Raw genomic sequence first — 25,881 nt, 5'->3', positions numbered from 1 at the left:
AAACGGCCCCGCCGCAGGCGGGGCCGTCTCAGGTTCGACAGGGCTACCGGTCGGCTCGCTGGAGCAGCGCGGTGAAGTCGGCGGTCTTCAGATCGAAGATCGGGGAGTCATCGCCAAGTTTGCTGTCCCGCACCTGGAAGCCGGTACCGACGGTACGAGCTTCCACGCAGTCGCTGTTCGCGGCCCCATCACTGCGGCTCGACTTGCGCCACCCATCCTGGCTCATCGCTTGAACTCCTTCAGAGACTTGGCCTGTCGGAGCCCTCCCTCGATGATCTGGTGGTACGTGCCTACAGCCTCGCTGTTCTCGTAGAACCGACGCTCGTAGGGGCTCTCCAGATAGATGATGCTGGGCTCCTCGGTGTTCCTGAAGGATAGTACGGAGAACGGCACATTCAGCTTCGGATACGGGCCACCTGAAAAAGGCAGGTACTTGACAGTCACGTTCTCGCGTTCATCGAACTCCAACAGTCGGCTGAACTCATGGTCGCCGCAGCCGTTTCGCAACACAGCCTCAGCCAGTAGGAACCGACATGACAGCGAGGCGTTGAGGCGGGCCTCGAATTCGCTTTGTCTTGCCAGTCGGTCCTCGATGAGACGCCCTATCTCCTGGGCCGACAACTCACTTCGCTCGAACAGCATCCGCATGAAACGTTCGGTTTGGGCCAGACCCGGAAGCAAGGTCGTTTCGAACTTGTCGATTCCGACCGCCAAGCGCTCGAACTCCAGGTAGGCGTCCCACCCCGAGTTCTCGACCGCGTGGCTGGGCTGGGCCCAGATCTCTTCGTCCACGAAGCGCCAGATGCGCTGAAGCTCGAATCTCGTCTGCCGCGGCGCTCCGTAGTACTCGGCGAGGCTGCCGATGACCACGAAGGTCAGTCTCACCTTGACACCCGCTTCCAGTCGCTTGAGCGTCCGAGTGGAACCCACGATCGCCGCCGCCTCCTGATCGGTGACCTTGATTCCCGCGAGTTCTCGTTGCGCCGCAAGCTCACGCCCGACCTGCCTGCGAAGTTCAGATGCCGTCGACATCAAATCAGTATCGCAATCACAACGGATTGTGCAACCCGCAACCATGCGCGATTCCGTATGGCAGTTTGGAAGACCAAACTGCCATATCCTTTTGGCCCAACCTGACTCGCTGGTCCGACTGCCAGCCGTCCTACCTGGTGTTTCATCTTGAGTCGCCCGCTCGTCTCTCCCTACTCTCGACCCGTCACTACCGAACTGGATGGGAGGAGCACGAGAGATGCCACAAGAGCCGAGCGCGCGCCGCGTGCCGATAGACCCCTTGTACCGGGGTCGATTCAACGACGGTCAGCGCCATTTCACCGTCCGCGCTTCGAGTGCCGAAGCGCCGGACTCGTTCCAGGTGTACGCGGGGTCCGACCCGGCGGACATCGTGGTCGTGGTCTCCGGCCTGGTGTCCTGGAACCTCAGGGCCACTTGGGGAGACGGTTGGCGTTCGGCGGGCGATGAGTGGAAGGCGTGGCTCAAGGACCAGGCGTTCATGGTCTTCTACAACGGCCGGCCCCCGGAGGCCGGGAAAGTCCGGGTGTGCAATGGCTGAGCCCCGAGGCGAGCAGAACGTCTACCTCGGCGGGTTCCGGCGCGGCCCGGCCTTCTTCACCGTCTTCCAGGCCTCGGCCGACCCGCGCGTCTACCGCGTCGACTGCCGCGACAGCGGCGGCGGCCCGAACCCGTGCGCCACCTTCGCAGAGGGCATCGACCACTCGCCGCACTGGCACGGCGCATGGAACCGCGACGAGTGGTGCCCCTGGATCGTCGCCGAGGCGCGCAAGGTCGTGGCGAACCCGACCCGACAGACCTGACAGGGGTGCGCCCCGGCCCGTGGACTCCCCGGGAACGGGCCGCGTGAGCGCACCGACAGGGCCGACCGATCCAGGTGGGGATCGGTCGGCCCGCTCTGCGTTCAAGCCTGCGGGCTCAGCCCCGCCACGGCCAGGCGGAACAGCCGGTCGGCCTGCGCGGCGGGATCGGGATCGTGCTCCGTGGCCAGGGCGATGCCGACGATCAGGCCCATCAGGTCCGCGAAAGTGACCCCTTCCGCCACCGCGCCGTCGCGCACCGCCCGTCCGAGCAGCGGGTCCGCCGCCGCCTCCAGCTTCCGCGAGCAGCCGTCCAGAGGGGCCGGGTCGAGCCCGGTGCCCTCGGGCGCCAGCACGGGAGCCAGTCCCCGCGCGGAGGCGGAGTAGGCCACCACCTCGCTCAGCCAGTCCAGCAGGGCGCCGCGGCTGTCGGCCTCGCCCGCCAGGTCGCGGGCCCGGTCGCACAGGGCCTCGATCCGGCTCTGCGACACCGCCTCCAGCAGCGCGCGGCGGGTGGGGAAGTGGCGGCGCACGGTCGCCGAGCCGACCCCCGCGACGCGGGCGATCTGCTCCAGGGACGCGTCGGCGCCGTGGGCGGCGACCTCCTCCTCGGCCACGGCGAGGATGCGGGCGTGGTTGCGCCGTGCGTCGGCGCGCTGGCTGGCGGGCATGGCCGCACCTCCGGTTGCTAAATGGCGGGGCCCGCCGTATTGTAGCGTGAAGCTAAACGGCGGGCCCCGCCGTTTTTGATCGGAGCAACCGAGGAGCAGCATGTCCGTCGATTCCGCCCCCGTCCTCGTCACCGGAGCCACCGGCAGGCAGGGCGGCGCCACCGCCCGGGCCCTGCTCGCGGCGGGCGTCCCCATCCGCGCCCTGGTCCGCGACCCCGCCACCGACCGGGCGAAGGCCGTCGAGGCGCTCGGCGCCGAACTCGTCACCGGCGACCTCCACGACCGCGAGTCGGTGATCAAGGCCGCCGAGGGCGCCCGCGCCGTCTTCTCCGTGCAGATGCCCTCGTTCACCGAGGACGGCGTCGATTTCGACGGGGAGGTCGCCCAGGGCGTCAACCTCGTCGAAGGCGCGAAGGCCGCCGGGGTGCCGCAGTTCGTCCACACGTCCGTCGCCGGCGCCGGGCAGCACACCGCGCACCCGCGCTGGGCCGAAGGCGAGTGGGCGGTGGAGGCGTCGTTCAACGCCAAGACCGCGATCCAGGACCGGGTCCGCGCCGCCGGCTTCCCCCGCTGGACGCTGCTCAAGCCGGGATTCTTCATGGAGAACCTCCTCCCGTCCATGGCGTACCTCTTCCCGCGCGGGATCGAGGGCGGCATCGTCGGCGTCCTGAAACCCGCGACCCGGCTGTCCCTCACCGCGGTGCGCGACATCGGCGCCGCGGCCGCGGCCGCCTTCGCTGAACCCGAGCGGTTCAACGGGGTCGAACTGGAACTGGCCAGCGAGCACCTGTCCATGACCGAGATCGCCGAGGTCCTCTCCCGCGTGCTCGGCACGCGGATCGCCGCGCCGGACATGACCCTCGACGAGGCGCTGGCCGCCGGCATGCCGCCGATGGGGGCCTCCCTGGAGTGGATGAACGCGGCCGGGCAGCCGGCCCGCCCGGAGTTCGCGAGGGCCCTGGGCATTCCGCTCACCGGCTTCGAGGAGTGGGCGCGCGACCATATGCGCCCCTGACCGGCTGCGGGGCCTCTGAACTCTGCGTTCAGCGGCCCCGCGGCGGCCTCGCCGCCTGCGGACCGGCGGGCGATCGGGCTCGGACTCCGGCTCGCCGGAGGCCCGCGGACGCCGGGGGCGTCGCCGAACCCCCGGCGTCCGGCCCTCGGCCCGCTCGCCCGTTCGCGGGTGGGCGGATTGTGGAGGAATCTTCGGTGAGGCTAAGGTCACAGGGGCAGTTGAGCGGAAGGGAAGTTCTGTGCGCACACTCAGACTGGCGGCCGTGGCCTCCATCGGTCTCCTCGCGTTGGGGGCCTGCGGGACCGAGCAGGGCGCGGCCCTGTTCGTCGGGGACGAGCGGATTTCGGAGACCACCGTCGACGGCTACGTCGAAGCGGTGGCGGCGGCCAACGAGCAGCCCGAGATCGACACGATGGACTTCGACCTCTCGTCGAACCGCGAGAGCACCGTGCTGTGCCTCATGTTCGCCGAGCTCGGCCGCCAGATGGACCTGGCCGAGCCGGACACGGCCGGGGCGGCCGAAGGGCTCGAGACCGAGTGCGCCGAAGCCAGCGCCTACCTCAACGAGATCCTCGCGAAGGCCGAACCCCGCGAGCTCACCGACGACGAGCTCGCGCACATGACCCGGCTGGGGAGCCCCTTCGAGCAGATGATGCCCCAGGACCAGGCGACCATGATGGTCTACGCCGGGTTCAGCGACGCCCTGATCGGCTACCTGGAGGAGTACGACGTCCGGGTCAACCCGCGCTACGGCGTCGACGCCTTCCCGGTGCTCGCTGAAGGCGCCGAAGGCCTGTTCGAAGTGGAGATCCCACAGCGTTGAGCACCGTCACCTGGCTCTTGACCTCGCCTCGCATCCCCGCCGGGCTTCTCACCGTCGAGGCCTGGGACGCCCTCCAGGAGGCCGAGGCGGTCGCCGCGTTCGACGAGGGACCGACCGTGGCGGCGATCCGCGACGCCGGGATCGAGGTCGACCTGGTCGACGACGCCGCCGGGTTCCTCGAGGAGGGCGGCGTCTGGGTCGTCGGCGAGGAGGGCGACGAGGAGCTGCGCGAGGCCCTGGCCGAGTACGTCGCGGGCGGCGAGATCGAGCTCGAGGTCGTCTACGGCTCCTGGGACCCGCCGGGCGCCCGCCTGCTCGACCTCGTGGAGGCCGTGGCGCGCCTCCACGCCGAGGACGGCTGCCCCTGGCACCGCGCCCAGACCCACGAGACCCTCGGCCCCTACCTGCTCGAGGAGGCCTACGAGGTCCTCGACGCGATCAGCGACGGCGACGGCGACGAGCTCCGCGAAGAGCTGGGGGACCTGCTCTTCCAGCCGCTCTTGCACGCCTCGCTCGCCGAGGACTTCGACATCGACGACGTCGCCGGGGACCTGGTGGAGAAGATCGTCCGCCGCCACCCGCACGTGTGGGGCGACGCCGACCCCGACGACCTCTACCGGCACTGGAACGAGGCCAAGGCCGCCGAGAAGCCCGAGCGCGACCACCCGGCCGACGGCGTCTCCCGGCGCCTCCCGTCGCTCGCGCTGGCGGCCAAGGTCATCGAGCGCTTCCACGACGCCGGGGAGCCGCTCGACGTGCCCGACCACGGGCTCAAGCTCGAACCGGAGGAGGTCGGCGACTTCCTGCTCGCGGCCGTGGCCGCCGCCAGGGCCGCCGGGGTCGACCCCGAGCTGGCCCTGCGCAGGGCCGTGACCGAGCGCGCCGGTCTGGAGCGCACCGGCCTCCCGGACCGCGGCGAGGGCGCCGACGACTGACTTTCAACGACAACTTCACAATATCGTTCGCACGGCCTTAACAATGGCCGCGATCTTTGCTACCGTCGAGCCCATGCCAACCGGAGACGCAAGTGCCGCCGGCCCGCCCGGGCCGCGCACCCAGGTCCGAGGGACGAGCGACCCCGGCCCGGGGGCGCTCGATCTGAAAACACCGACCCCCGCCGACGGCCCGCTCATGTGGGAGCTGGCGATCGAAGCGGGCGGCCTCGACGTCAACAGCAGGTACGCCTACCTGCTGTGGTGCCGCGACTTCGCGGACGCCAGCGTCGTCGCCCGGTCGGGAGACCGCTTGGCAGGCTTCATCACCGGTTACCGGCGCCCGGACTCGCCCGACACGCTGTTCGTATGGCAGGTCGCGGTGGGGCCGGACTTCCGCCGCCGGGGGCTGGCATCGCGCATGCTCGACCACTTGGCCGAGTCCTCGCGTTCCGAGGGGGTCCGCTTCGTCGAAGCGACCGTGACCCCCGACAACAAAGCGTCGATGCACCTGTTCGGGTCGTTCGCGAAGGCGAACGGCGCGGACCTGACGCGCGACGTGCTGTTCTCCGAGCACGAGCTCGGCTCCGACCACGGACCTGAAGTGCTCCACCGGATCGGGCCGCTCCCAGAGCGCCCCGGCCCCGGAGCCGGTCCGTCATCCGGGCCCACCGAACCGTCCGCGTCCGGCCCCTCCGGGCCGGATGAGCGCGGTCCGGCACCGGACTGAGCCCCGCCCTACCCGGGCACCGACGAGCGCCGGCCCGGGTATGCGCCCGGAGTGCGCCACGCGCTCCGGGAAGCGGAGAACCGCTCATCAGGCCGACCAGAAGAGACTCATGCAGGTTTTCGAACAGGTCGAATCACAAGTCCGTTCATACTGCCGCAACTGGCCCACGGTGTTCACCACCGCGAAGGGCAGCCGCATCAGCGACGAGCAGGGGAGGTCGTACCTCGACTTCTTCGCCGGCGCCGGCTCCCTCAACTACGGCCACAACCATCCGGCGATCAAGGAGGCCCTGCTGGGCTACCTCGCCGAGGACAACGTCGTCCACACGCTCGACACCTACTCCAGCGCCAAGCGCCGCTTCCTGGAGACCTTCCGCGACCTGGTGCTCGCGCCCAGGAACCTCGACTACAAGGTCCAGTTCCCCGGGCCCGCCGGGAACAACGCCGTCGAGGCCGCCCTCAAGCTCGCCCGCAAGTACACCGGCCGCGAGACCATCGTGTCGTTCACGAACGGCTTCCACGGCATGACCCTGGGGGCCCTGGCGGTCACCGGGAACTCGATGAAGCGCGGCGGCGCGGGCGTCCCGCTCAACAACGCCGCGACCATGCCCTACGACAACTACATGGACGGGCGCACGCCGGACTTCCTGTGGCTGCGCAGCCTCCTGGAGGACCCCGGCTCCGGGCTCGACCGGCCCGCCGCGGTCATCGTCGAGACCGTCCAGGGCGAGGGCGGCATCAACGTCGCCAGCGACGAGTGGCTGCGCGGGCTCGAGGCCGTGTGCCGCGAGCACGAGCTGCTGCTCATCGTGGACGACATCCAGATGGGCTGCGGCCGCACGGGACCGTTCTTCTCGTTCGAGCGGGCCGGGATCACCCCCGACATCGTGACGCTCTCCAAGTCCCTGTCCGGCATGGGCCTGCCGTTCGCGCTGACGCTCATGAAACCGCACCTGGACGTGTGGGACCCGGGCGAGCACAACGGCACCTTCCGCGGCTTCGCGCCCGCGTTCGTGACTGCGACCGCCGCGCTGGAGACGTTCTGGCGCACGGACGCCTTCACCGTCGACGTGGACGCCAACGCCGGCTGGCTCGACGGCGAGCTGCACGGCGTCGCCGAGTCCTACCCCGAACTCGGGATCACCACGCGGGGCCGCGGGCTCGCGCGCGGGCTGGTCTTCGAGAAGCCCGAGCACGCCGCCGCGGTGTGCCAGGAGGCCTTCGCGAACGGCCTGCTCATGGAGACCTCCGGCGCCGAGGACGAGGTGGTCAAGTTCCTGCCGCCGCTGACGACGACCCGGCAGGAGTTCGAAGAGGGCGTCTCGATCGTGCGCGAGGCCGTCGCCACGGTCGCGAAGTCCGAGGCCGAGGAGGTGGCCGCATGATCGTCCGCAGGCTCGAAGACCTCATCGGCACCGACGCCGACGTCGAGGGCGGCGACCGCGACCGGGCCCAGGGGACCTGGCGCTCGCGGCGCCTCCTGCTGGCCCGCGACGGCGTCGGGTTCTCCCTCCACGACACCGTGCTGTTCGCCGGGACCTCCACGACCATGCACTACGCCAACCACATCGAGGCCGTCTACGTCATCGAAGGGGCCGCGAAGCTGCGCGACCTGGAGACCGGCGAGGTCCACGCCCTCACCCCGGGCACGATGTACGTCCTCAACGGCAACGAGCGGCACGTGCTCGACGTCGAGAAGGACCTGCGCACCGTCTGCGTGTTCAACCCGCCGGTCACCGGCCGGGAGGTCCACGACGCGGACGGCGTGTACCCGCTGCTGACCGAAGACGACGCCTAGCCGAGACGAGATCCCCGCGACGACACCCGGACGATGAGTGCGCCGCCCGCCTTGCGGCGCAGTGAGGAGCGAACCACCATGTCGCCACTGACCGACCTCTATCCGACCCGGCGCTTCAAGGAGCCGCGCCTGGTCTACCGCACGGACGACCCGGCCGTGTGGGGCGGGCCGAACGACGGGCCGCTGACCGCCGACCAGCTCGGCGGGCACGCGCAGGACGGCTTCACCGCCGTCCCGCAGCTGCTGGAGCCCGACGAGCTCGCCGCCTCCCAGGCCGAGCTCGACCGCATCATGCGCGACCCGTCCCTCGACGGGGACGAGCGCGTGATCCGCGAGCGGACCACCGACGAGGTCCGCTCGGTCTTCGACGTCCACCGGCTCTCGCCGTACTTCGCCGAGCTGATCCGCGACGAGCGGATCGCCGGGGTCGCCCGCCAGATCCTGGGCTCGGACGTCTACGTCCACCAGAGCCGCGTCAACTACAAGCCCGGCTTCGGCGGCGCGCCCTTCGAGTGGCACTCAGACTTCGAGACGTGGCACGCCGAGGACGGGATGCCGCGGATGCGGGCCGTCAGCCTCTCGCTGGCGCTGACCGAGAACTACCACTTCAACGGCTCGCTGATGATCATGCCCGGCTCGCACCAGACGTTCGTCTCGTGCGTGGGCGAGACGCCCGAGGACAACCACAAGGCCTCGCTGGTGAAGCAGGAGATCGGCACGCCCGACCACGGCTCGCTGCGGCTCCTCGCCGACAAGCACGGCATCCACCAGTTCACGGGCCAGGCCGGGTCGGCGATCTGGTTCGACTGCAACTGCATGCACGGCTCGAACGGCAACATCTCGCCGTTCCCGCGCTCGAACCTGTTCATCGTGTTCAACAGCGTCGAGAACGCCATGACGGACCCGTTCGCGGCGGAGAAGCCGCGGCCGGAGTACCTGGGCTCGCGCGACTGGCAGGTCCTGAACTAGGTCTCCTGCCGCCCGGGCAGGCCCGTGCGAACGGGGGAGGGGCGCGGTCCGCAGCGGCGGACCGCGCCCCTCGGCGTCTCCCGGGTCAGTCGCCGGACAGCTCCGGCACGGCCTCCCGGTCGTACTCGGGCGCGGGCATGGCCCTGAGGACGCCGCTGATCAGGTCGGCGTCGATCGGGGCGTCGTCCGTCCACTGGACCCAGGCGCCGACCGCCCAGCCCTCGGGCGAGTAGCGGGTGACGTAGAGCTGGTGCTCGGTGTAGGGCTCCCAGTCCTCGCCCTCGAACTCGGGGGAGTACGTGACCGCGAACTCCTCGAACGCCCAGACGGTGCCGTCGTCATCGGTCGCGGTGGTGCACTCGAAGCCCTCCTTGCACACCGTCAGGTGCGGGTCCCAGTGGCCCGTCTCCGAGTAGCCGGGGATCCACCCGCCCGGCAGGTAGTACCGCAGGTCCAAGCCGACGTCGTCGGTGGTCCCGTCGATCACGGTCGAGATCGGCAGCGTGCCGTGGGACGAGTAGGTCCGCCGCATGTTCGCGCCGCGCTCCATCTGACCCGTCGACACCGCGTTCCCCTCGCCGAGGGACGCCCCGGGGTAGACCTCCAGGAGCGCCGCGCGGGCCGCCTCGAAGGTGGCGTGCGCCTGGTCCTCTGCCTCCTCCGAGTCCGCCCAGGCGTCCTCGTCGTAGGCCCAGCCCGGCGGGACCTCGACCAGGTCGCCGACCGGGGCCAGCCCGGCGGTGTCGAGGTCCATCTCCGGCATCGACAGCGCCGCCTCGGTGAACGCCTCGATGTCGAGCGGGTGGTCCGTGCCCAAGCAGTCGTTCCAGGTGACGCGCAGGCCCGTGCCGTTGGGGTAGACCACCGCGATCTCGGCGGCGCAGCCGTGGTCGGCGACCGTCAGCGTCCGGCCGTCGTCCAACCGCTCGGTGGTGAGCTCGGGGGCCTCGTCGGTGAAGTAGGCGCCGTCGCCGATGAGGTGCTGCGGGAAGACCTGCTGGTTCATCGGGCCCGGCTCGGCGGTCCAGCCGCCCGGCAGGGCCAGCTCGAACTCGAAGATCGTCCGCAGCGACAGGTCGGCCTCCTCGACCTCGGCGCCCTGGTAGCTGCGCAGGTAGGTCTGGCCGTAGTTCCCGGGCTCCTGGTCCGCGCCCAGCGGCATGCCGCCCTGCGAGACCATGCAGGCGTCCACCTCGGCCTGCGTGCCGCCGTCGACCGTGATCCAGGAGCACTCCTCCTCCGCGCCGGGGTTCGCCGGGTCCTCCCACACGCCCGCGCCCGCGAGCAGCTCCCCGAAGGCCTCGGTGGCGGCCTCCTTGACCTCCAGGAGCTCGGAGCCGCTGCGCTGCTCGCCGTCCTCGTTGAGGACCATGCCCCAGTCATCGTCGTACGGGTAGCCGGACATGGCGGGGTCCTCGGCCTCGGTGTCCGCGGGGGGCGGGCTGGTCGCGTCGTCGGCCGGGTCGGTCGTGCCGCCGGGGATCACGCCGGCGGAGAGGGCCAGGACGGCGGCGACGGCGGCGACGCCGGTGGTCGCGGCGCCGCCGAGGACGGCGCGGTGGCGGCGCCGGACGCGGTAGCCGTCCTGGACGATCCGGTCCAGGTCGAACCGGGCGGGCGGCGGCTCGATGTCGGGCACGGCATTGCGGAACACCGCCCCTGGGTCGTCTTGCAGATTCATGTGCGTTCGCTTCCTTCCGCTAGGCCCGCGCCGGGACGATCGGGTCGGTGAGGAGCTCCCTGAGCTTGCGCAGCCCCTTGGCGGACTGGCTCTTCACGGTTCCGGTCGAACAGCTCATGGCCGTCGCGGTCTCGTCGACTGACAGTTGCTCCCAGTACCGGAGGACGAGCGTCGCCCGCTGCCTCGCCGGAAGCCGGTCCAGCGCCGCGACCAGCTCCAGCCGCGCGTCGACCGCGTCCTGGGGGCGGTCGAGGCGCTGCACCGGCAGCTCCGCGCTGGCGCGCTCGCGGCGCACCCAGCTCAGGCGGCGGTGCGAGATGTAGACGTTGGTGACGATCTTGCGGACGTACGCCGGGGCGCCGCCCGGTTCGACGCGCTTCCACGCGGCGAACATCTTCGTCAGCGACTTCTGCACGATGTCGTCGGCCTCGTACCAGTCCCCGCACAGCAGATACGCGTACCGGCGCAGGCTCTCGCGCTGGGCGATGGCGAAGGATCGGAACTCGGCCTCTTGCTGCTCCTTGGTCTGCACTGGGCCTCTTTCAGATGACGGGTAGGGGCGGGACGGCCTCGGGGTGGTGGATGAGGCGGCGCCCGCACGCTATCTACGCCCCCGCTCGCGGCGGGGTTGCCCGGTGCGGGCGGGTTTCTCACCCTGCGGCGCGCCCGGCGCGCAGGGCCCGCACCGCCGAGGCGGCGACCCACACCGAACCCGCGGCCGAGGCGGTGACCAGGGGCAGCCAGACCCCGGGCGCCGCGTCCGGCTCGCCGCCGGGGCTCGATGCCGCGATGAGCGCCGCGCAGCCCAGGGCCACCGCCACGTGCGCGAGGCCGACCGCGCCGCACAGCGAGGCGGCCCGGCGCTCCAGGCGCCGGGCGACGACCAGGGCCGCGACGGTGAACGCGGCCGCGGTCGCGAGGTCGGTGAGCCTGGCGAGCAGGGTGACCGCGAGCCCGGGGTCGCGGTCGCCGCTGAACAGGTCCCACATGATCGTCATGGCGGGCAGGGCGATCAGGAGCGTCCACGCGGTGCGGCGGGCTTGGGCGGCGGTGAGCTCGCGCTGGAACTCCGCGGCGATCAGGCCCGCCTCGCCGAACTCGGCGGCGGCCTCGCCGAGCGCCCGGTCCCGGTCGAGCCCCGCGTCCTCGCGCTCGGCGACGGCCTCGGCGAACCCTTCGCCGAACTCGGCGAGCATGTCGGCGCGCAGCCGCCGGGGGCCGCGCAGGGGCGCGGCCACGGACGCGAGGTAGTCGTTCATGCGTCCAGGACGGCGGTCATCACCTCGCGCAGCGCGAGCCAGTCGGCCCGGCCCTTCGCGAGCGCGGCCAGGCCGTCCTCGGTGATCGCGTAGACGCGGCGGCGCCTGCCGCCGGCCTGGGTCCACTTCCCGGCGGCGTGGCCGTTGCGCTCCAGGCGGCGCAGGGCGGGGTAGACCGTGCCGCTGGGCAGGTCGAGCTGCTCGCCGCTGGTCTCGCGCAGGGCGGCGATGATCGCGTAGCCGTGGGCCTCACCGCGTTTGAGGGTGGCCAGGATGAGGGTGTCGAGCTGGCCGTGAATGCCGTCAGCGTCCATGTCCCCAGCGTACGCCATCATAAGTAGACGGCCTTGCTATGCAGAAGGACTACATGTAGCCTGTCTACATGCTCAGAACACTCGGAACCATCTCACTCGTCATCGGGCCGCTCCTGATGGCGGTCTCGACCTTCCTCTGGGACGGCGAGCGCTACGGCGTCACCGCCGGCGTCGTCATCATGCTCGCCAACATGCTGTGGGTGTACGGCCTGATCGGCGTCTGGGAGCGCGTCGCCGCCGTCAAACCGGTGACCGGCGCCATCGGCATCGTCCTGTCCCTGCTCGGCTGCCTCGGCGGCATCGCCTTCGGCCTCCAGGGCTTCTTCGAGGGCATCTTCGCCGTCTCCGGCCAGGAGTCCCTCGACGCCGCGGCGCTCTACCCGGTCGCCTCGGCGATCGTGCTGTGGGTGCCCGGGCCGCTGATGCCGATCAGCCTGGCCGCGCTCGGCATCGACCTGGCGTGGTCCAGGCTCGCCCCCCTCTGGCTGGGGGCGCTCCTGGTCGCCAGCGCCGCCGCGTTCCCCCTCAGCCGGATCACCCGCACCGAGGCGATCGCCCACCTGGCCGACGCGCTCATCCTCATCGCCTTCATCGCCCTCGCCGTCCGCTACCTGCGAGGCGGCCTCGACGCGGCGCCGAAACCCCGCGAACCCGTGGCAACGCCGCAACCGGCCTGAATCCAGGCGCCCCGCGCCGCCGCGATGCGTTGTTCCGATCACAGGAACCCGTTTGTTGGGGCGCGGGCGCGTCCGGTACAGTTACATCCCGTTGGCGCCTGAAGCTTCAAAGCGCCGGCGCACCATTGGGGTATGGTGTAATTGGCAACACGGCTGATTCTGGTTCAGTTGTTCTTGGTTCGAGTCCAGGTACCCCAGCCAAATTGTTCTTATCCAAACAAGCAGGCCCGCCGAGCGGGCCTTTTGTTTTGCCCGCGCCCGTTCCTTGGGTTGCGGATATGAGCGGTTCGAGCAGCTCCGCGACTTGGTTACCGGCCACCTTCGGCACCCGCTCCCCGTCCTCGACGGTGACGTAGAGCCGTCCGAAGAACCCGAGGTGAACGGCCCGGTGCTGCGCCTCGGGCAGCACCTCCAAGAACCGCCGCGGATCGTCGAGCAGCTCGAGCAGCATGGCGACCGCCCGCCCGGCGGCCTCCATCCCGGCGCTCCCGACCCGCTCCAACCGCTCGGTCACCCGGGCGAGCTGGTCCCGAATCTCGCGGACCTTCTCGTTCAGGCGCGACTGCGGCCAGTCGGGGCTGCCGACCAGTTCCAGGAACTGATCCTGGCGCCGCTCCAAACGCCCACGCTCAGCCGCCAACTGCGTCCGAATCTCACCATCGACACGCCACCGATCCGCAAATGCCCGCTCCAACCGTGTCCGAAGCTCATCAGCAAGCGCCGACGAAATCCGGAGCCTGCCGTAGTGCGCCCGAACCTCCGCCTCCATCATCGCGACGGGGACCCGCTCGCTCCGACAGGTCTTGTTCGCCCGGCCGCTGCACACGAAGTACGAGTACTTGATCCCGCGGCCGTTCGTCACCGTGTCGAGGTAGAACCGGGTCCGACACCGGCCGCACCAGAGCACGCCCTTCAACGGGTGGTCGTACACCCGCTTCCGAATGCCGCCGTTCTTGAACCGCAGCACCTCCTGCACGCGGTCGAACAGCTCCTGACTCACCAGCGGCTCATGCCGCCCCTGATGCTCCGCACCCTTGTAGGCGACCCGACCGAGGTAGTAGCGGTTCTGAAGGATCGTCCCGACCGTGTACATCGGGATCTCCCGCCCGGCCGGGCACCGCTTGCTCGGCCGGGTCCGGAACCCCGCATCGGTCACCGCCCGCTGCACCTCCCTGAGCGAGTACGTCCCGCTCGCGTACAGCTCGAACATCATCCGGATGAACGGAGCGCGCTCCTCGTCCACGACCACGGTCCGAATCTCACGGCCCTCCACCTTCTCTCCAGCATTCCGGTACCCGATGGGCGCCTGATACGGCGTCCCGCCGTTGGCGGCCTTGGCGCCCATCTTGTAAGCGACGTCCGCACCCGAAGCCCGCGACTGGTACTCGTTGACCCCGTCCAGGATCGCGGCCACCAGATCGCCGACGTAGCTGTCTTCGGTGTAGTCCATGATCGAGACGAGTTGCACTCCGAGCTTCTTCAACTCCCGCCGCGTCAGTGCCGCGTCCGCAGTGTCCCGGTGCATCCGCGACCGCGCGTAGACGATGATCGCGCCGACGTCCTTCTCGTTCCGGATGCGCGCCATCATCTCCAGGAACTTCGGCCGCCCGTCCACGGTCATCCCCGACTTCCCCGGCTCGACGTACTCGTCGACGACCTCCATCCCCAACTCCTCGGCCCGGCGCTGGCATGCCTTCCGCTGCGCTGGAATCGAGTTCCCCTCGGGGTCGTAATCCGTGTCCACCTGCCCTCGTGAGGACACCCGCAGATAGAGCACGGCGCGCTTCGCTCTGACGTCCTGACTCATGATCGATCGGCCTTCCGACTGGATGATTCGGTCCGACCCGCTGAATCCGCCTGCCCGGCCTCGGCGCTTCCGTCAGACTTCAGCACGGCATCGATCAAACTCTCGACGATCAGCCGCACGTCAACGTCCTCCCGGAGCACCCCGGTCACCCGCACGCGCACCTCTCTGCCACCCACGAGGCTCACCGCCCCGCCACAACAAAACAGCAGGTCAACGCCAAGGTAGACCTGCTTCGCTGCAACGTCGAGCGACCCGAATTATCCAACTCCGGAGCAAGACGGCGCATCCCGCGAACGGGAAGGACTCCGGGAACGACACCAGAACACGTGCCGACTGCGATGAACAAGAAAACGATCAAGCGAGATGTCTCGCCGCATACGACCGATTCGACCTGGACTTACCAATTCTACCATTCAACTGAATAGCGATTCCAGATCAAATGACATCCTTGTCAACGCCAGTGGTTCAGGCTGACGCGAGGTGCCGGTCGCTGCATAATCGCTGTAAGCGGCCGTATCCCGCCGAAGGCTATAGTCGCGAAGTGCTCTTGTCAGAACCCCTCACTGCGGCGATCGACCGTCTGTACACCGTGTTCGGCCGTATACCCCGACCAGTGGTGATCGAGGCATGCTCGCACTGCTTTGACGAGCGCGAGATGAACGCGCTGCTGAAGCCGGTGCCGTTGCGCGACCTGTCCGCTGAGGCGCTGCTTCCTTACACCGGCAGCGTGCTGTCCACCGTCGGTGAAGTCGCCGACTTCCAATACTTTCTGCCCCGGATGTTCGAGATCGTCTGCACTGACGACACCTGGCCTGATCTCGCATACCTGGCCGGTCGGCTTGCCGTCGCCGGATGGACGAACTGGGATGCTGAAGAACAGGCGGCTCTGCGCGACCTCTTGCACGCCTACTGGAGGCAGACCCTGGCATCCCTGTCAAGCCCCTGGGACGCCGACAACGTGCTGGAAGCCATTGGCAACGCCGAACTCGACCTCGGACCCTACTTGGACGAGTGGGCAAGTGCCCTGCGCGATCCCCCCGCAGCCGCCCAACTGCGGGGCCTGATGCAGTACTCGACGCGCCCCCTCAACCACGACTTCCACCGATCGAACACGACCCTCGATAAACAGCACGACCAGTTCGTCAGATGGCTCCACGGCAGCGAACTGCGGGCCGCTCTCAACGACGCTTTCGCCACCGCGGAGACCCAGGAGGCCCGGCAGACGCTGACCGACATCGACGAACTGCTGGAGATATTCGCCCCGGACCAGGCATGAGTCCCAGCTGCCCGAACCCCTCACACTGGCCCTCAGCTCCCTGGACCGACCAGCGCTGATGCGACTGTTTCGAAGTAGCTCTCCGCGTCCTCCCGCGTCTTGAAGCAGTACCAACCGTCCTCCTCGGCGCCGTAGTCGATGGCGAAGACCCATTCGTTGAGGAGCCAGAGGTTATCGAAGACCTTGAGTCCGACGTCGGGGCGCTCCTCGAAGTCCAGGTAGTCCGAGTCGAACATCAGATTGGTGACCCGCCTTGCCGCCGTGAGGAAATCGAGATCGCCTGCCTGAAACGCCCGCGCGACCTCACCGGCTTTCCGGAACACCGCTTCCGGGAGTGGCGAGAGCTCGACCGAGAGCTCCTCGACGACGGTCGGCACGAGTTCACGGAACTCGTACTCCGAACCCGTCGACAGGCCGGCCAGCTCCGCCAGCGCTTGGGAGTCGATGTCTCGGACCAGCGCATGGGCGGCGACCATGGACAGGTCGAGGGTGTCGTCGAGTCCGTAGAGATAGTCCTCGATCGCGCGGCGCAGCGTCTCCATGGTCTGATGATCGCCGGTGAGTCCGCTGATGGCCACTGATTTCAGGTGGGGATCAGCCCGTGCGGGAGATCGCCGCGATGAGCCAGCGGGAGACAGGTGCTGGTTTCAGCTGCCGCACGTCGCTGATCCAGCGCGCCTCGGCCAGCTCGGGCGACAAGAGGATCTGTTCGTCCGCAGCGACCGCGCGCAAGATCGTCAAGGTGTCTCGTTTGCCTTCCAATGCCGTTGCAACCGTATGTAGAACGGTGAACGCGTCTGGGGGAAGCGAGAGGGAGAGCTCCTCTGCGATCTCCCTGCATATGGCCTGCTCTGGCGTTTCAACCGCTGGCCGGTAGCCGCCTCCGGGCAGGCCCCAGCGGCTCGGATCGCTGTAGGAATGCCGGACGACGAGAAACCTCCCTGAGCCATCCGGATGCAGCAGCAGCGCCTTCACCCCGAACGTCTCCGGTTTGCGAATCCGCCACCACAGCCGCATGCCCGGCGCGATCACTCGAAGAACCGGCGCGGGCAGGCGGATGTGTCTCATCGGGTGATTATGACGGTCTTGAAGTGCGGGTCATCGTATCGGTAGCGGACCATCCGGCGCGTGCCGGTGAACGGCTCACGCGAATGGATCATCGCCCGGTTGTCGACGACGAGCAGATCCCCGGGCCGCCAGCGATGCACCACCGCGACCGCCGCGGAGAGCGCAGCCTCGACCTCGGCGTACATGCTCGCCTCCGAGATCGAAGGCGGCAGTGGCCCGTGAACGGCATTGGTCGCCAGCGCAGATCGGAAGCGAAGAACAGCCCCATGTTGCGGGTCGTGGACGACCAGGGGATGCGTAGCGGCCGTCGGTCGCCATTCGGTCGTGTAGGTGATGCGAACCTGAGCCAGCTCGGGCCAGGATTCCAACAACGCCCGGGCGGCAATGCGGCCATCGTAGAGACATGTCGCCCCGCCACTGGCCGACGCCTCTAGACATCCGAGAGCGAAGTACCGCAGTGGCTCAGGATCGTCCAACTGCTCCGTATGACGAGGCAGCCATGCGGCAGAACCGGGCGACTCCAACAACCGGACCCCCATCCAGCCGACGTCGACGTGCGCGCCGAATCGAGCGGCGGCCGCGGTCATGGATTCCTGATCTGGTTCGGCGCGGATGAGGCCGTACCCGCGAACGTCAAGGTCCATGACAAGTTCATCGAGATCGATTGCAGCAGACAGCACAGCAGCCTCCAAGAGCATGAGAAATGAGAGGGTGCGGAGCCACCGCCCACCCGGTGGCTCCGCGGGGGAGAAGGGTCAGAGCGCGCCGCGTTCGACGGCACGAAGAAGGATCGCCTCAACCTCGACGCGCCAGCGGCGCCGCCGTGCTTCCGGTGCCGCCTTCCAGCCGGGACGGGTCACCATCCCGCAGATCCGCCCGCCTTCATGAAGCAGGCCGGCGATTGGGGTCAGCTCATTCATCGCACTGACGAGGCAGAGCACCACGTGCTCGGCGGCCGTGACGGGCTCGACCGCGAACCGGAACCCGTCGACCTCGAACGTGCCGACCACACCCGCAGGGAGCGGCTCAGGCTCGCGAGGCTCCGGACGCTCTGCGTGCCAGGCCGCGACAAGCGCGGCGATCTGGCCTCGCTGCTGCGACTTCCAGGCGTCGGTCTGCTCCCGCCACGGCTCCTCCCACCGCACCTCGCGAACGACCCCGCCCGCGTGAACCGCGTACCCGATCTTCACGGGCGTCCCCTGATAGTCCAGCCACACGGACGCGTATCCCGTGCCCCGCCGCGCCATGACCGTCAGCTTGTTGCCCCGGCCGGTCATCCACGATCCGAGGATCTCGGAGGCCGACCGGTTGCCCTTCTCGCCGTTGACTCGTAGTCTCTGAGTCGTCACCATTTCTCCCTTTGGTGGATCTGGTGAGGCGGCCCGCCTGAAGTGTGGAAGCCGAAGGCGGGCCGCATAACACTGGCTTGCACACCGCCTGAGCAGCCAGGGCCCGTGTGTAAGCGGTGGATGACTCTCGGGAGCCATGCTTGTAGCATCATCTACAGCGAAGCCGACAGGAGGACTCAAACCGTCTACAAGGTGTCTACAGATGACCCCAGGCCAGCAACTCAGAACGGCACGAACCGCCGTTGACCTCAGCCTCGGCGACATGGCCCGCCGCCTGCCCTGGAGCAAAGCGGCCCTAGGCTTTTACGAGACCGACCAACGCCCGGTACCGAACGAGGTGATCACGGCCTACCGTGAAGTGGTCGCCCAAGAGCGGCATCGGCTCGCAGAGGAGGACGTCATTCGCCGCAGAGCACTGCTTTCCCTCGGTGTCAGCTCGATCCCCGGCTTTCTTGCAGTCGACAGCGGGCCTACCGCTGCGCCACAGCGAATAGGCGCAGGCGACGTTTCAGCAGTCAAGGACATGATCGCGCTCTTCTCCCGTGTCGATCAACGCCGAGGCGGGGGACACGCGCGGAACGCGCTCGCCCAGTACCTCAAGACTGACGTGTCCGACGCTCTCGCCGGAACCTTCCGCAACGAGGCTGTTCGTCAGCAGCTCTTCTCTGCCGCGGGTGAGGCTTCGTACCTTGTTGGTTGGATGGCATTCGACGATGGTCGCCATCAAGAGGCCCAGCAAGCCTTCGCCCTGGCGGTTGAACTCTCCTCAGAAGCCAGAGACGCACCGCTCAGCGGACACGTCCTGCGAGCGATGGCGCATCAGGCGAACGACCTCGGACAGACCACCAACGCTGTCAACTTCTCCGCAGCCTCCATCACTGGCCCATCCATCGAGCTAGCCACGCCGCGAGAGCGAGCGCTCCTCAGAGTCGTGAGAGCTCGAACGTTGGTTTCGACCGGCGAGCACCGCACTGCTGCTCAAGTTCTCCTCCAAGCTGAGGATGATCTCGCTTCAGCCGATCCGGGAATCGAAGAACCAGACCGCGTCTTCTTCTTCGGGGAGGCCTCCCTCGCCCACGAAACCGCCTGCGCGTTGCGCGACATGGGTGACCTTGACGGGGCCGCTCGGGAGTTCGAGCGAAGCGTGGAGGCGCGCAGAGCCGAGACTTTCGCCAGGACGCACGCCGTCACACTCGGATACCTCGCTGAGGTGCTTGCCCAGCGAGGCGAACTTGAATCCGCCTGCGATGCATGGTCGCGAGCGCTGGACGCAATGAACGGCATCCGATCCGGCCGCACCCGAAGCGTCGTCAAGACGCTGATCACGACACTCGACTCCCATCGAGGCGCCGATGTCGAAGCCGCTGTTGAGCTCCGGGCCAGGGCTGAGGACCTCCTCCTCGCCTCCGGATAACGAATCCAGGGAGAGCCATGTCAGAGGAAATCACCGTACGTCCGATCGGCCACGTCATCGGAGGGCGGAAGGAACCGACCGACGACTACTGGGGTGGCACGCAGGCGATCATCCGGATCGACGACCCCAACTTCACCGCAGAATCAGTGCAGGGCCTTGACGAGTTCTCCCACCTCGAAGTCGTCTTCCACTTCCACCTCACAGACAAGACCGACCTGCACTTCGGCGCCCGCGCGGCCCGCGACAACCCTGAATGGCCCAAAGTCGGCGTCTTCGGCCACCGCAACATGCGACGCACCAACTGGCTCGGCGTAAGCCGCTGCAAACTCCTCAAAGTCGACGGCCTCGACCTACACGTCGAGGACCTCGACGCTATCGACGGAACCCCAGCCCTCGATATCAAACCCTGGTTCCAAGAAATGGGCCCTCGGGGCGACCTCCACCAACCCACCTGGGTAGGAGAAATGCTCACCGACTATTTTGCGCCCAAGCAAGACTAGACCGAGGGGAGAACTCAGCTATCTGATGCTCGTGGAAATCAACAAGTTGAGCCCCACGAACACCAGATGCTCAATGACACACACAGTCAAGGGCCTGCATCGGACTAACCGTTTACCCCATGTTCGTGCAGTGCAGACAGCGTCGACGGCCCGCAGTGCCGTTGCGCCTGTTCTTAGGTGGGATCTGCTGCCCTGCCGGGCAGTTGTCCTGGTCGTGATAGACGTCTGGATCTGTCGGATCGATTGAGTGGTATGCCGAAACCTTCATTGGTTGCTCCCATCTCTGAGATTGATCATCGTACGACGAGACTTTCAGGGGTAGTACAGCCATTCGATTGCTTCGACTTGACTGCTTGTATTGATTTATAACATTCAATTCAATCCGAAAAATTCGACCAAAAGTGACGTAAGGCGAATATGTTTCCATCCGCCATGGTCTTCACAAGGAGCAAGAATTGCGAATCGGTGTCACCGGGCATATGGATCTCACTACTTTGACAGCGGATCTTGTACGAACGGCCATCAGAGAAGCGATAGGCGCTTTCCAAGGCGGTGATTTGACCGGTTTCAGTTGCCTCGCAACAGGATCAGACTCGATCTTTGCTCAGGTGATCATTGATGTCGGCGGAAGTTTGATGGTGGTCGTGCCCTCTATGACTACCGGGACAGGAAGGTTGGCCCGGAGGACCAACCTACCTATGACCACTTGCTTCTCCAGGCGGATGAGGTCGCCGCCCTGCCATACCAAACCGGAGGACGAGAAGCATATGCGGCGGCAAACAACTACATCCTCAGCTTGATTGACCATCTCTTCGCAGTCTGGGATGGTCAACTGCCAGCAGCCAAAGGCGGAACGGCCGATGCTGTAGGGCAGGCTCGGGCTCTAGGAATCCCCGTAACGATAATCTGGCCCGCTGGTGCGGAACGGATTCAATGACGGGTCCGGACCTTAAAACGACAGTACGCCGGGTGACGGCAGCGGCGAATCTCCCTCCCAAATCGGGGTGTTTCCACGCTGACTTGCGCTTCCGTCCGGGCATCATAGGTCGTTGTCGGTCACACCCGGTCACCCTGGAGCGCCCCCAGCGCGCCCCAGAAAGACCCGTCAAGAGGGGAGCGCACGTCTCTGGGCGTGTGGCTACGCTCGTTCCATGCCGCCTGACTACCCCCTGCTGCGAGAGGTCTTCCCCGACCTTGTCACCGAGCTGCGCGACCTCCTCGAACTTCAGGGGGAAACCGCCCTGGCGAGTGCGACCGAAGACCTCCGGCTCGTGGAGCGGTGCACCTGCAAGGACAGGAGCTGCCAGAGCATCCGGACCGTGTACCGGCCCAAAAGCGGCTCGTACGGGCCCGGCCATCGCAACGTGGTCCTGCGCCCGGCGAAAGGCATGCTGATCCTCGACGTCGTGGACGGGCAGATCATGTACGTCGAGATCCTCGACCGCCCGCGAATGCGTCGCCGCCGGCCACGGTCTAGGAAGTAACGCTCGGTGGATCGGACCTGCCACCTGTCCGCAGTTGACGCTTGCGGCGGCAAGTAGCGCGCTTCGATCCTGCGGTGGTGCCGCCGACCGCCACGGTCTCGACTCCAGGCGATCCGGACGCCGTTCATGCCGGTCGCGACGCCTACGGAACCGGAGTCTCGCGCAAGAGGGACCGACCCTGGTTCTCTCGAGGTACGCGACGCTCCCCGCAATCCGCTGACGCTGCCCTGGCGCCCCTGAGACAACCGTGCTCAACGCAGATGCTGCGATCGATTGCGGCAACCTAAGTTTCAGAAGGGAAAGGATCGAATGGAAGGTTGAAATATCATAAATCGAGAGGAGCGCTCAAGTGCGGTGAGTAAGGTTATCTAAATCGAGAAGTGCGGGAAGGGCGAGAGTCATCGGCGATGACGCTAGACATGTATGGCCGACTTCATATAAGGTACTGTTCTGCAAGTAAGAAATCTCCAGCGGCGTAACCGTTCACGACGCGTGGCGTTCTTCCGGAAGTTTTATTTGGTGAAAGTAATAAAGACCTTAGGGGAAAAAGTGTCAATTGATAGAATTACAATTCAAGGATATAAAGCGCTAAAGGAAGCGCAAACAATAAATATTAGGAGATTGACCGTCAATGCGGGTGTAAACAGCTCGGGAAAATCTAGTATGATGCAGCCTCTTTTGCTCTTGAAGCAAACACTTGAGGCGCCGTATGATCCAGGTCCATTGTTGCTTGACGGCCCAAATGTAAATGTGACTGAAATTGAAAAGGTGCTATCTAAAGGTCAGGCCCAAAGTACTAGGGTTTCGAGTTTTAGTATCGGTGTAGGTTCGGGACCGCAGTCGATTCAAGTCAAGTTTGGGAAAGATAAGAAAGGAGATATCAAGGTTCAAGAATTCGAACTCAAGAATGAGGGTGAGGTGAATTTTGAGTATAAACTCAAAGAAAGTCTTACCCAGAGGCAGATTACAGAGATCCTACCGAAGGCTTGGATGAAACGAGTGGACAGCCTGGGCAAACATCTCGATTCGGGCCTTAAATTGGAAGTTGTCAGAGATCGTTGGGCGCTAAATATTGGAGGGCGAGTGGGTGGGAGAGACGGTCGCATTGTATTGCGAAATCTCTTCTCGATAATGGTTGAGGATTTCAATCCTGATCGGATTGAAAGTGACATATCGCGTATTATCCATCTTCCTGCACTTAGGGGTAATCCCGAACGCACATATCGTACGGCCGCAGTAGAAGGATCCTATCCAGGGCAGTTCCATGATTATGCAGCAGGAATTATCTCTGCCTGGCAGAACCGAGGCGAAAGTGAAAAGACAGAGCGCCTAAAGAAGGGCCTCGAGAAGCTAGGCTTGAGCTGGAAGGTTGAAGCGAAACGAGTGGATGACACTCGTGTAGAACTTGTTGTGGGACGTTTGCTGAAAGCACGTCAAGGTGGAGCAAACGACGTAGTAAATATTGCTGACGTGGGTTTCGGCGTATCGCAAACACTACCTGTTGTAGTAGCGCTCATTGCTGCGCGTCCAGGCCAACTAGTTTATCTAGAACAGCCTGAGATTCATCTTCACCCCAAGGCTCAATATGAGTTCGGTGAGATCATCATCGACGCTGTTCTTCGTGGGGTGAAAGTCGTCGTGGAGACTCATAGCGATCTACTAATTAGAGCTATTCAAACGAAAGTTGCTGAAGGAGTTCTAAGGCCGGAGGACGTGGGACTCAATTGGTTTAAGCGAAATCCTGAAACTGGATTTACTGATGTAGAAACCGCCGAGCTTGAGTCCGATGGTTCATTTGGGGACTGGCCAGAAGACCTTGACCAGGTATATATGATGGCTGAGTCAAAATATCTAGAAGCCGCAGTCTCTCGGATTGGTCGGCGACATGAGTAATATGTCCAGGAGAATTGTTGTTGATACCTGTGTTATGGCTGCTGCGGGCGTTGCCAAACTTCAAGAACATCCCCGCTCTCAAAATTGCCGAGAATTTCTTTTCGCCCTTCGAGATCTGGGACATCGGGTCGTAATGAGTGCGGAGCTGGCGACGGAATGGCGGAACCACAAAAATCGCCTGGGTTTGTCCTGGCTAAGCATTATGCACAAGCGGCGGCAGATTGTTTGGGTGAATGAAAATGAAGTACTGCATGAGAAGATATTTCATCTAATCCATGAAATGTGTGACTCTGAGGATATTTCCGTTAGAGGACGTGAAGCAATAGAAAAGGACATTCTACTAATTGTTGCGGCCCGAGAGACTGATCGCATAATTGTATCGCTAGATCGAGTGATGCTTGGCCTTCTTGGAAAAGTGGCACCAAAGGCGCCTGAAGTCTACTCGCTTTTCTGGATCGATCCCGATCCTAAGAGTGAAGCAAGCTATAGTGCCGAAGATGTAATTTCCTGGATGAAGAGAGGCGCGCTTATTGGGGAACAGGTTTGCATTGGAGAATCATCATCCAAGCAAGGGTTAACTTGTGGCGATTTTGACGCTGGTTTGCGCATGTAACGTTGGAAGATGATAGACCACGATTGCGGAGGCAGTAGCCCGTCGTTAATGATGATGCGGTAGGCGATGTCGGTGCCGAGGAGGAGGACCGATGGTTAGCGCTGTGGCGCTGATGAGTTGGCCTGTTGCCTTGCGGAGTACCCGAGGAGCTTGCCGATGTAGACGTAGCTGATGCCGTAGGAGGCTGCAGCGGCGAGGCAGGCGAGTCCTCCCCAGTTTGCTATTTCGGTGTGGTTCCATGGGGAGAAGATGATAGGACGCCTGCGAAGCCGATGGTGAGGCTCCAGGCCTTTTCGCGTGCAGAGGACCCGTTGCGGTGGGCGAGGACGGCTATGAAAATGGTCCAGAGCGGAGGGCTGGCGTTGATGACGCCGGCCGTCGCCAAAGGAGACGGTCTGTTCCCGATGCCGAAGAATAGGCAGGGGAGGGCGCTGCCGAAGAAGCCGGCGACGGTGAAGTGCCCCAGGTCTTGCGATCGCGGGCAGGCGCAGGCCGGTCTCTACGCGCAGGCGGTTGGAGTACCGCTCAGCGCCGAGGCACAGGAGCCTGCGCTGTTTGCGGACGGACGGGCGCGCGCGGTTGCGGCTCTCGATGAGCCCTTCGGACTCTAGGATCTTGACCGCTTCGGCGGCGGTGTTGCGGGCGACGCCGTACCTCACGGCTAGCTCCCGCTGCGAGGGCAGTGGACAGCCTTGCGTGAGGGCCCCGCTGAGGATGTCGTCGTTGCCTAGTTTTGTTCGGTCCTACTCGGCCGAGATCAAACTTCTGGTGCGATTCCCAAGCGATCTAGGTTACCGAGACCATCGCTCCGGAGTGATTTGGTTGCCTGCTGATGTACGTGGTTGAGACAGGGACAGGTTTCGAGCATTCCAGCTACTGCGCAGTGCCAGATGCCTGCGAAGCGGAGTGCTTTTGCGACGTCCTTGAGCGAGTTGATGCCGGTAAGGCGTTGTATGAGCTTCTCGGTCAAGGTTCGGATCGGGCTGGCTGTGGCTGGGCCGCAGCGCGCTTCGACTTGGTCGAGGAGAGGGCCTGGTTCGAGACGGGCGGCTTGATCTAGGTAGCGGGCGACCTTGGCGAGGTCTTCGCAGTCCTTCAGACCGCGAAGCTGGCGGGCTTTGGGCGATCCGAGCAGTTTGATGAGTACTTGCCCCTCCTGGCGTTGCCAGTTTCGGTCTCGGTATCGGCGTAGTTCATCTTCGTCGGGTCGCTCGGTTGGAGTCGTGTTGGAGCGCAGTCTGGAGGCCGGGTACTGGCCGATGCTGTGGTCTTTGCACGGGTAATAGCGGGGGCGACGGCAGGGTTGTCCGTCCTTCTTCGTGGGGACTCCGCATTCTGGCGCAGACATGGAATCCAATGTCCCACGGCTCGGACAGTGACGGTACAGAACTGTCGCTAACCGGACAACCGTGTGTCCGGTGGATGAGTCGTTCTGTCGGAGCCGATGTGGTCGGTTCAGTAGTCAACGGGCTGAGCTCAGGGTGCGGTGGGCCGGACAGCCGGCATGGGCTGAGCCGCTGAAAAATTCTCTTGCTGGGACTATGTATTCGGGGTTCTTGACTGTGCTTGGCTATCGTGCCTGAGCTGCGAAAATGTTGGGTTGAGCTATGCGGCTTATCGGTGGGGGTCGTGCGAGGGGTTGGACGGGGGCCGACCTTGTGGGGTCGACCCCCTGGGGGTCAGGCGGGCTTGTTCGGACTTCTGATCTCCTCGGCTATGGCTGGAAGTTCGGCGAGACTGTAGGTGCCTGTCCAGCCGAGTACATGCCAGCGTCGGTCAT

28 protein-coding genes, 1 tRNA gene and 1 pseudogene are annotated in these 25,881 nt (G+C 65.6%); 17 read left to right on the top strand and 13 right to left on the bottom strand.

The window, feature by feature from the left end:
- Positions 1-43: 43 nt before the first annotated feature.
- Both LO763_RS26730 and LO763_RS26725 read right to left on the bottom strand, forming a co-directional pair.
- Positions 44-226 carry a DUF397 domain-containing protein gene (locus LO763_RS26730; protein ID WP_230791092.1) on the bottom strand — a complete coding sequence of 61 codons (183 nt, stop codon included), beginning with the start codon at positions 224-226 and terminating at the stop codon, positions 44-46.
- Positions 223-1,032, bottom strand: a complete 810-nt coding sequence (locus LO763_RS26725) for a helix-turn-helix domain-containing protein (RefSeq protein ID WP_230791089.1) — start codon at positions 1,030-1,032, stop codon at positions 223-225. Before LO763_RS26725 ends, LO763_RS26730 begins: the two co-directional genes overlap by 4 nt.
- Before the next feature lie 217 nt (positions 1,033-1,249).
- Here LO763_RS26725 and LO763_RS26720 point away from each other — a divergent pair, with 217 nt between their 5' ends.
- A complete protein-coding gene (locus LO763_RS26720) occupies positions 1,250-1,570 on the top strand; it encodes a hypothetical protein (RefSeq protein WP_230791087.1) in 321 nt (106 codons plus the stop codon).
- Positions 1,563-1,832 (top strand): hypothetical protein, encoded by a 270-nt coding sequence (locus LO763_RS26715; protein WP_230791086.1) that lies wholly within the window; start codon positions 1,563-1,565, stop codon positions 1,830-1,832. Before LO763_RS26720 ends, LO763_RS26715 begins: the two co-directional genes overlap by 8 nt.
- A gap of 101 nt (positions 1,833-1,933) precedes the next feature.
- Here LO763_RS26715 and LO763_RS26710 read toward each other — a convergent pair whose 3' ends face one another.
- The gene (locus LO763_RS26710; protein ID WP_230791085.1) at positions 1,934-2,500 is read right to left on the bottom strand and encodes a TetR/AcrR family transcriptional regulator; all 567 of its coding nucleotides are present in this window, start codon (positions 2,498-2,500) and stop codon (positions 1,934-1,936) included.
- A gap of 100 nt (positions 2,501-2,600) precedes the next feature.
- On the opposite strand from LO763_RS26710, the gene LO763_RS26705 reads away from it, so the two are divergent.
- From LO763_RS26705 to thpD, 7 genes are all read left to right on the top strand, one after another.
- Positions 2,601-3,515 (top strand): NmrA family NAD(P)-binding protein, encoded by a 915-nt coding sequence (locus tag LO763_RS26705; RefSeq protein ID WP_230791083.1) that lies wholly within the window; start codon positions 2,601-2,603, stop codon positions 3,513-3,515.
- A gap of 238 nt (positions 3,516-3,753) precedes the next feature.
- Positions 3,754-4,338 carry a hypothetical protein gene (locus LO763_RS26700; protein ID WP_230791081.1) on the top strand — a complete coding sequence of 195 codons (585 nt, stop codon included), beginning with the start codon at positions 3,754-3,756 and terminating at the stop codon, positions 4,336-4,338.
- The gene (locus LO763_RS26695; RefSeq protein WP_230791079.1) at positions 4,335-5,273 is read left to right on the top strand and encodes a nucleoside triphosphate pyrophosphohydrolase; all 939 of its coding nucleotides are present in this window, start codon (positions 4,335-4,337) and stop codon (positions 5,271-5,273) included. The genes LO763_RS26700 and LO763_RS26695 overlap by 4 nt, the downstream gene beginning before the upstream one ends.
- 73 nt (positions 5,274-5,346) lie before the next feature.
- Positions 5,347-6,000 (top strand): diaminobutyrate acetyltransferase, encoded by a 654-nt coding sequence (ectA, locus tag LO763_RS26690; protein ID WP_230791077.1) that lies wholly within the window; start codon positions 5,347-5,349, stop codon positions 5,998-6,000.
- A gap of 109 nt (positions 6,001-6,109) precedes the next feature.
- Positions 6,110-7,384: a diaminobutyrate--2-oxoglutarate transaminase gene (gene ectB / locus LO763_RS26685; RefSeq protein WP_230791075.1), complete on the top strand. Its 1,275-nt coding sequence runs from the start codon at positions 6,110-6,112 to the stop codon at positions 7,382-7,384.
- Entirely contained in the window at positions 7,381-7,797 is a 417-nt protein-coding gene (locus LO763_RS26680) for an ectoine synthase (RefSeq protein ID WP_230791073.1), read from the top strand. The genes ectB and LO763_RS26680 overlap by 4 nt, the downstream gene beginning before the upstream one ends.
- A gap of 78 nt (positions 7,798-7,875) precedes the next feature.
- Positions 7,876-8,766, top strand: a complete 891-nt coding sequence (thpD, locus tag LO763_RS26675; protein WP_230791070.1) for an ectoine hydroxylase — start codon at positions 7,876-7,878, stop codon at positions 8,764-8,766.
- 85 nt (positions 8,767-8,851) lie between these two features.
- Here thpD and LO763_RS26670 read toward each other — a convergent pair whose 3' ends face one another.
- From LO763_RS26670 to LO763_RS26655, 4 genes are all read right to left on the bottom strand, one after another.
- On the bottom strand, positions 8,852-10,447 hold the full coding sequence (locus LO763_RS26670; RefSeq protein ID WP_230791068.1) for a hypothetical protein: 1,596 nt from the start codon (positions 10,445-10,447) through the stop codon (positions 8,852-8,854).
- A 19-nt stretch (positions 10,448-10,466) separates the two neighbouring features.
- The gene (locus LO763_RS26665; RefSeq protein WP_230791066.1) at positions 10,467-10,979 is read right to left on the bottom strand and encodes a SigE family RNA polymerase sigma factor; all 513 of its coding nucleotides are present in this window, start codon (positions 10,977-10,979) and stop codon (positions 10,467-10,469) included.
- Between the two features lie 118 nt (positions 10,980-11,097).
- Positions 11,098-11,706, bottom strand: coding sequence for a hypothetical protein (locus LO763_RS26660; RefSeq protein ID WP_230791065.1), 609 nt, complete (start codon positions 11,704-11,706; stop codon positions 11,098-11,100).
- Complete coding sequence (locus LO763_RS26655) at positions 11,703-12,020, bottom strand: PadR family transcriptional regulator (protein WP_230791064.1); 318 nt, start codon at positions 12,018-12,020, stop codon at positions 11,703-11,705. The genes LO763_RS26660 and LO763_RS26655 overlap by 4 nt, the downstream gene beginning before the upstream one ends.
- A 68-nt stretch (positions 12,021-12,088) precedes the next feature.
- Here LO763_RS26655 and LO763_RS26650 point away from each other — a divergent pair, with 68 nt between their 5' ends.
- Together LO763_RS26650 and LO763_RS26645 are read left to right on the top strand one after the other, a co-directional pair.
- A complete protein-coding gene (locus LO763_RS26650; RefSeq protein ID WP_230791063.1) occupies positions 12,089-12,697 on the top strand; it encodes a hypothetical protein in 609 nt (202 codons plus the stop codon).
- A 126-nt stretch (positions 12,698-12,823) separates the two neighbouring features.
- A tRNA-Gln gene (locus LO763_RS26645) sits at positions 12,824-12,898 on the top strand.
- Positions 12,899-13,463: 565 nt separating this feature from the next.
- Here LO763_RS26645 and LO763_RS30185 read toward each other — a convergent pair.
- Positions 13,464-14,504: pseudogene (locus LO763_RS30185) on the bottom strand (recombinase family protein); the annotation flags it as partial.
- Positions 14,505-15,045: 541 nt separating this feature from the next.
- Between LO763_RS30185 and LO763_RS26635 the strand changes: the two are divergent.
- Positions 15,046-15,780 (top strand): hypothetical protein, encoded by a 735-nt coding sequence (locus LO763_RS26635; protein WP_230791061.1) that lies wholly within the window; start codon positions 15,046-15,048, stop codon positions 15,778-15,780.
- A gap of 32 nt (positions 15,781-15,812) precedes the next feature.
- On the opposite strand, the gene LO763_RS26630 is transcribed toward LO763_RS26635, so the two are convergent.
- The 4 genes from LO763_RS26630 to LO763_RS26615 all read right to left on the bottom strand — a co-directional run bounded on the left by LO763_RS26630 (position 15,813) and on the right by LO763_RS26615 (position 18,200).
- Positions 15,813-16,322 carry a hypothetical protein gene (locus tag LO763_RS26630; protein ID WP_230791060.1) on the bottom strand — a complete coding sequence of 170 codons (510 nt, stop codon included), beginning with the start codon at positions 16,320-16,322 and terminating at the stop codon, positions 15,813-15,815.
- 52 nt (positions 16,323-16,374) lie between these two features.
- Positions 16,375-16,848 (bottom strand): NUDIX domain-containing protein, encoded by a 474-nt coding sequence (locus tag LO763_RS26625; RefSeq protein WP_230791059.1) that lies wholly within the window; start codon positions 16,846-16,848, stop codon positions 16,375-16,377.
- Entirely contained in the window at positions 16,845-17,528 is a 684-nt protein-coding gene (locus tag LO763_RS26620; protein WP_230791058.1) for a TauD/TfdA family dioxygenase, read from the bottom strand. Before LO763_RS26620 ends, LO763_RS26625 begins: the two co-directional genes overlap by 4 nt.
- A gap of 75 nt (positions 17,529-17,603) precedes the next feature.
- Positions 17,604-18,200 carry a hypothetical protein gene (locus LO763_RS26615; RefSeq protein WP_230791055.1) on the bottom strand — a complete coding sequence of 199 codons (597 nt, stop codon included), beginning with the start codon at positions 18,198-18,200 and terminating at the stop codon, positions 17,604-17,606.
- 199 nt (positions 18,201-18,399) lie between these two features.
- Between LO763_RS26615 and LO763_RS26610 the strand changes: the two genes are divergently transcribed.
- From LO763_RS26610 to LO763_RS26590, 5 genes are all read left to right on the top strand, one after another.
- The gene (locus LO763_RS26610) at positions 18,400-19,611 is read left to right on the top strand and encodes an NsdA family TPR-like regulatory protein (RefSeq protein WP_230791054.1); all 1,212 of its coding nucleotides are present in this window, start codon (positions 18,400-18,402) and stop codon (positions 19,609-19,611) included.
- A gap of 17 nt (positions 19,612-19,628) precedes the next feature.
- Positions 19,629-20,111 carry an SAM-dependent methyltransferase gene (locus LO763_RS26605; protein WP_230791053.1) on the top strand — a complete coding sequence of 161 codons (483 nt, stop codon included), beginning with the start codon at positions 19,629-19,631 and terminating at the stop codon, positions 20,109-20,111.
- Positions 20,112-21,262: 1,151 nt separating this feature from the next.
- On the top strand, positions 21,263-21,595 hold the full coding sequence (locus LO763_RS26600) for a hypothetical protein (RefSeq protein WP_230791052.1): 333 nt from the start codon (positions 21,263-21,265) through the stop codon (positions 21,593-21,595).
- Between the two features lie 492 nt (positions 21,596-22,087).
- The gene (locus LO763_RS30180; protein ID WP_230791051.1) at positions 22,088-23,488 is read left to right on the top strand and encodes an AAA family ATPase; all 1,401 of its coding nucleotides are present in this window, start codon (positions 22,088-22,090) and stop codon (positions 23,486-23,488) included.
- The gene (locus LO763_RS26590) at positions 23,481-24,101 is read left to right on the top strand and encodes a PIN domain-containing protein (protein WP_230791050.1); all 621 of its coding nucleotides are present in this window, start codon (positions 23,481-23,483) and stop codon (positions 24,099-24,101) included. The genes LO763_RS30180 and LO763_RS26590 overlap by 8 nt, the downstream gene beginning before the upstream one ends.
- Before the next feature lie 95 nt (positions 24,102-24,196).
- On the opposite strand, the gene LO763_RS30175 is transcribed toward LO763_RS26590, so the two are convergent.
- On the bottom strand, positions 24,197-24,817 hold the full coding sequence (locus LO763_RS30175; protein WP_369432096.1) for a GntR family transcriptional regulator: 621 nt from the start codon (positions 24,815-24,817) through the stop codon (positions 24,197-24,199).
- Between the last annotated feature and the right edge of the window lie 1,064 nt (positions 24,818-25,881).

Origin of the sequence: Glycomyces amatae, from assembly GCF_020991375.1 — a bacterium.
Taxonomy (GTDB): Bacteria; Actinomycetota; Actinomycetes; order Mycobacteriales; family Micromonosporaceae; genus Glycomyces; species Glycomyces amatae.
The sequence above is the reverse complement of the archived record's forward strand: the minus strand, read 5'-3'. Positions and strand labels throughout refer to the sequence as shown.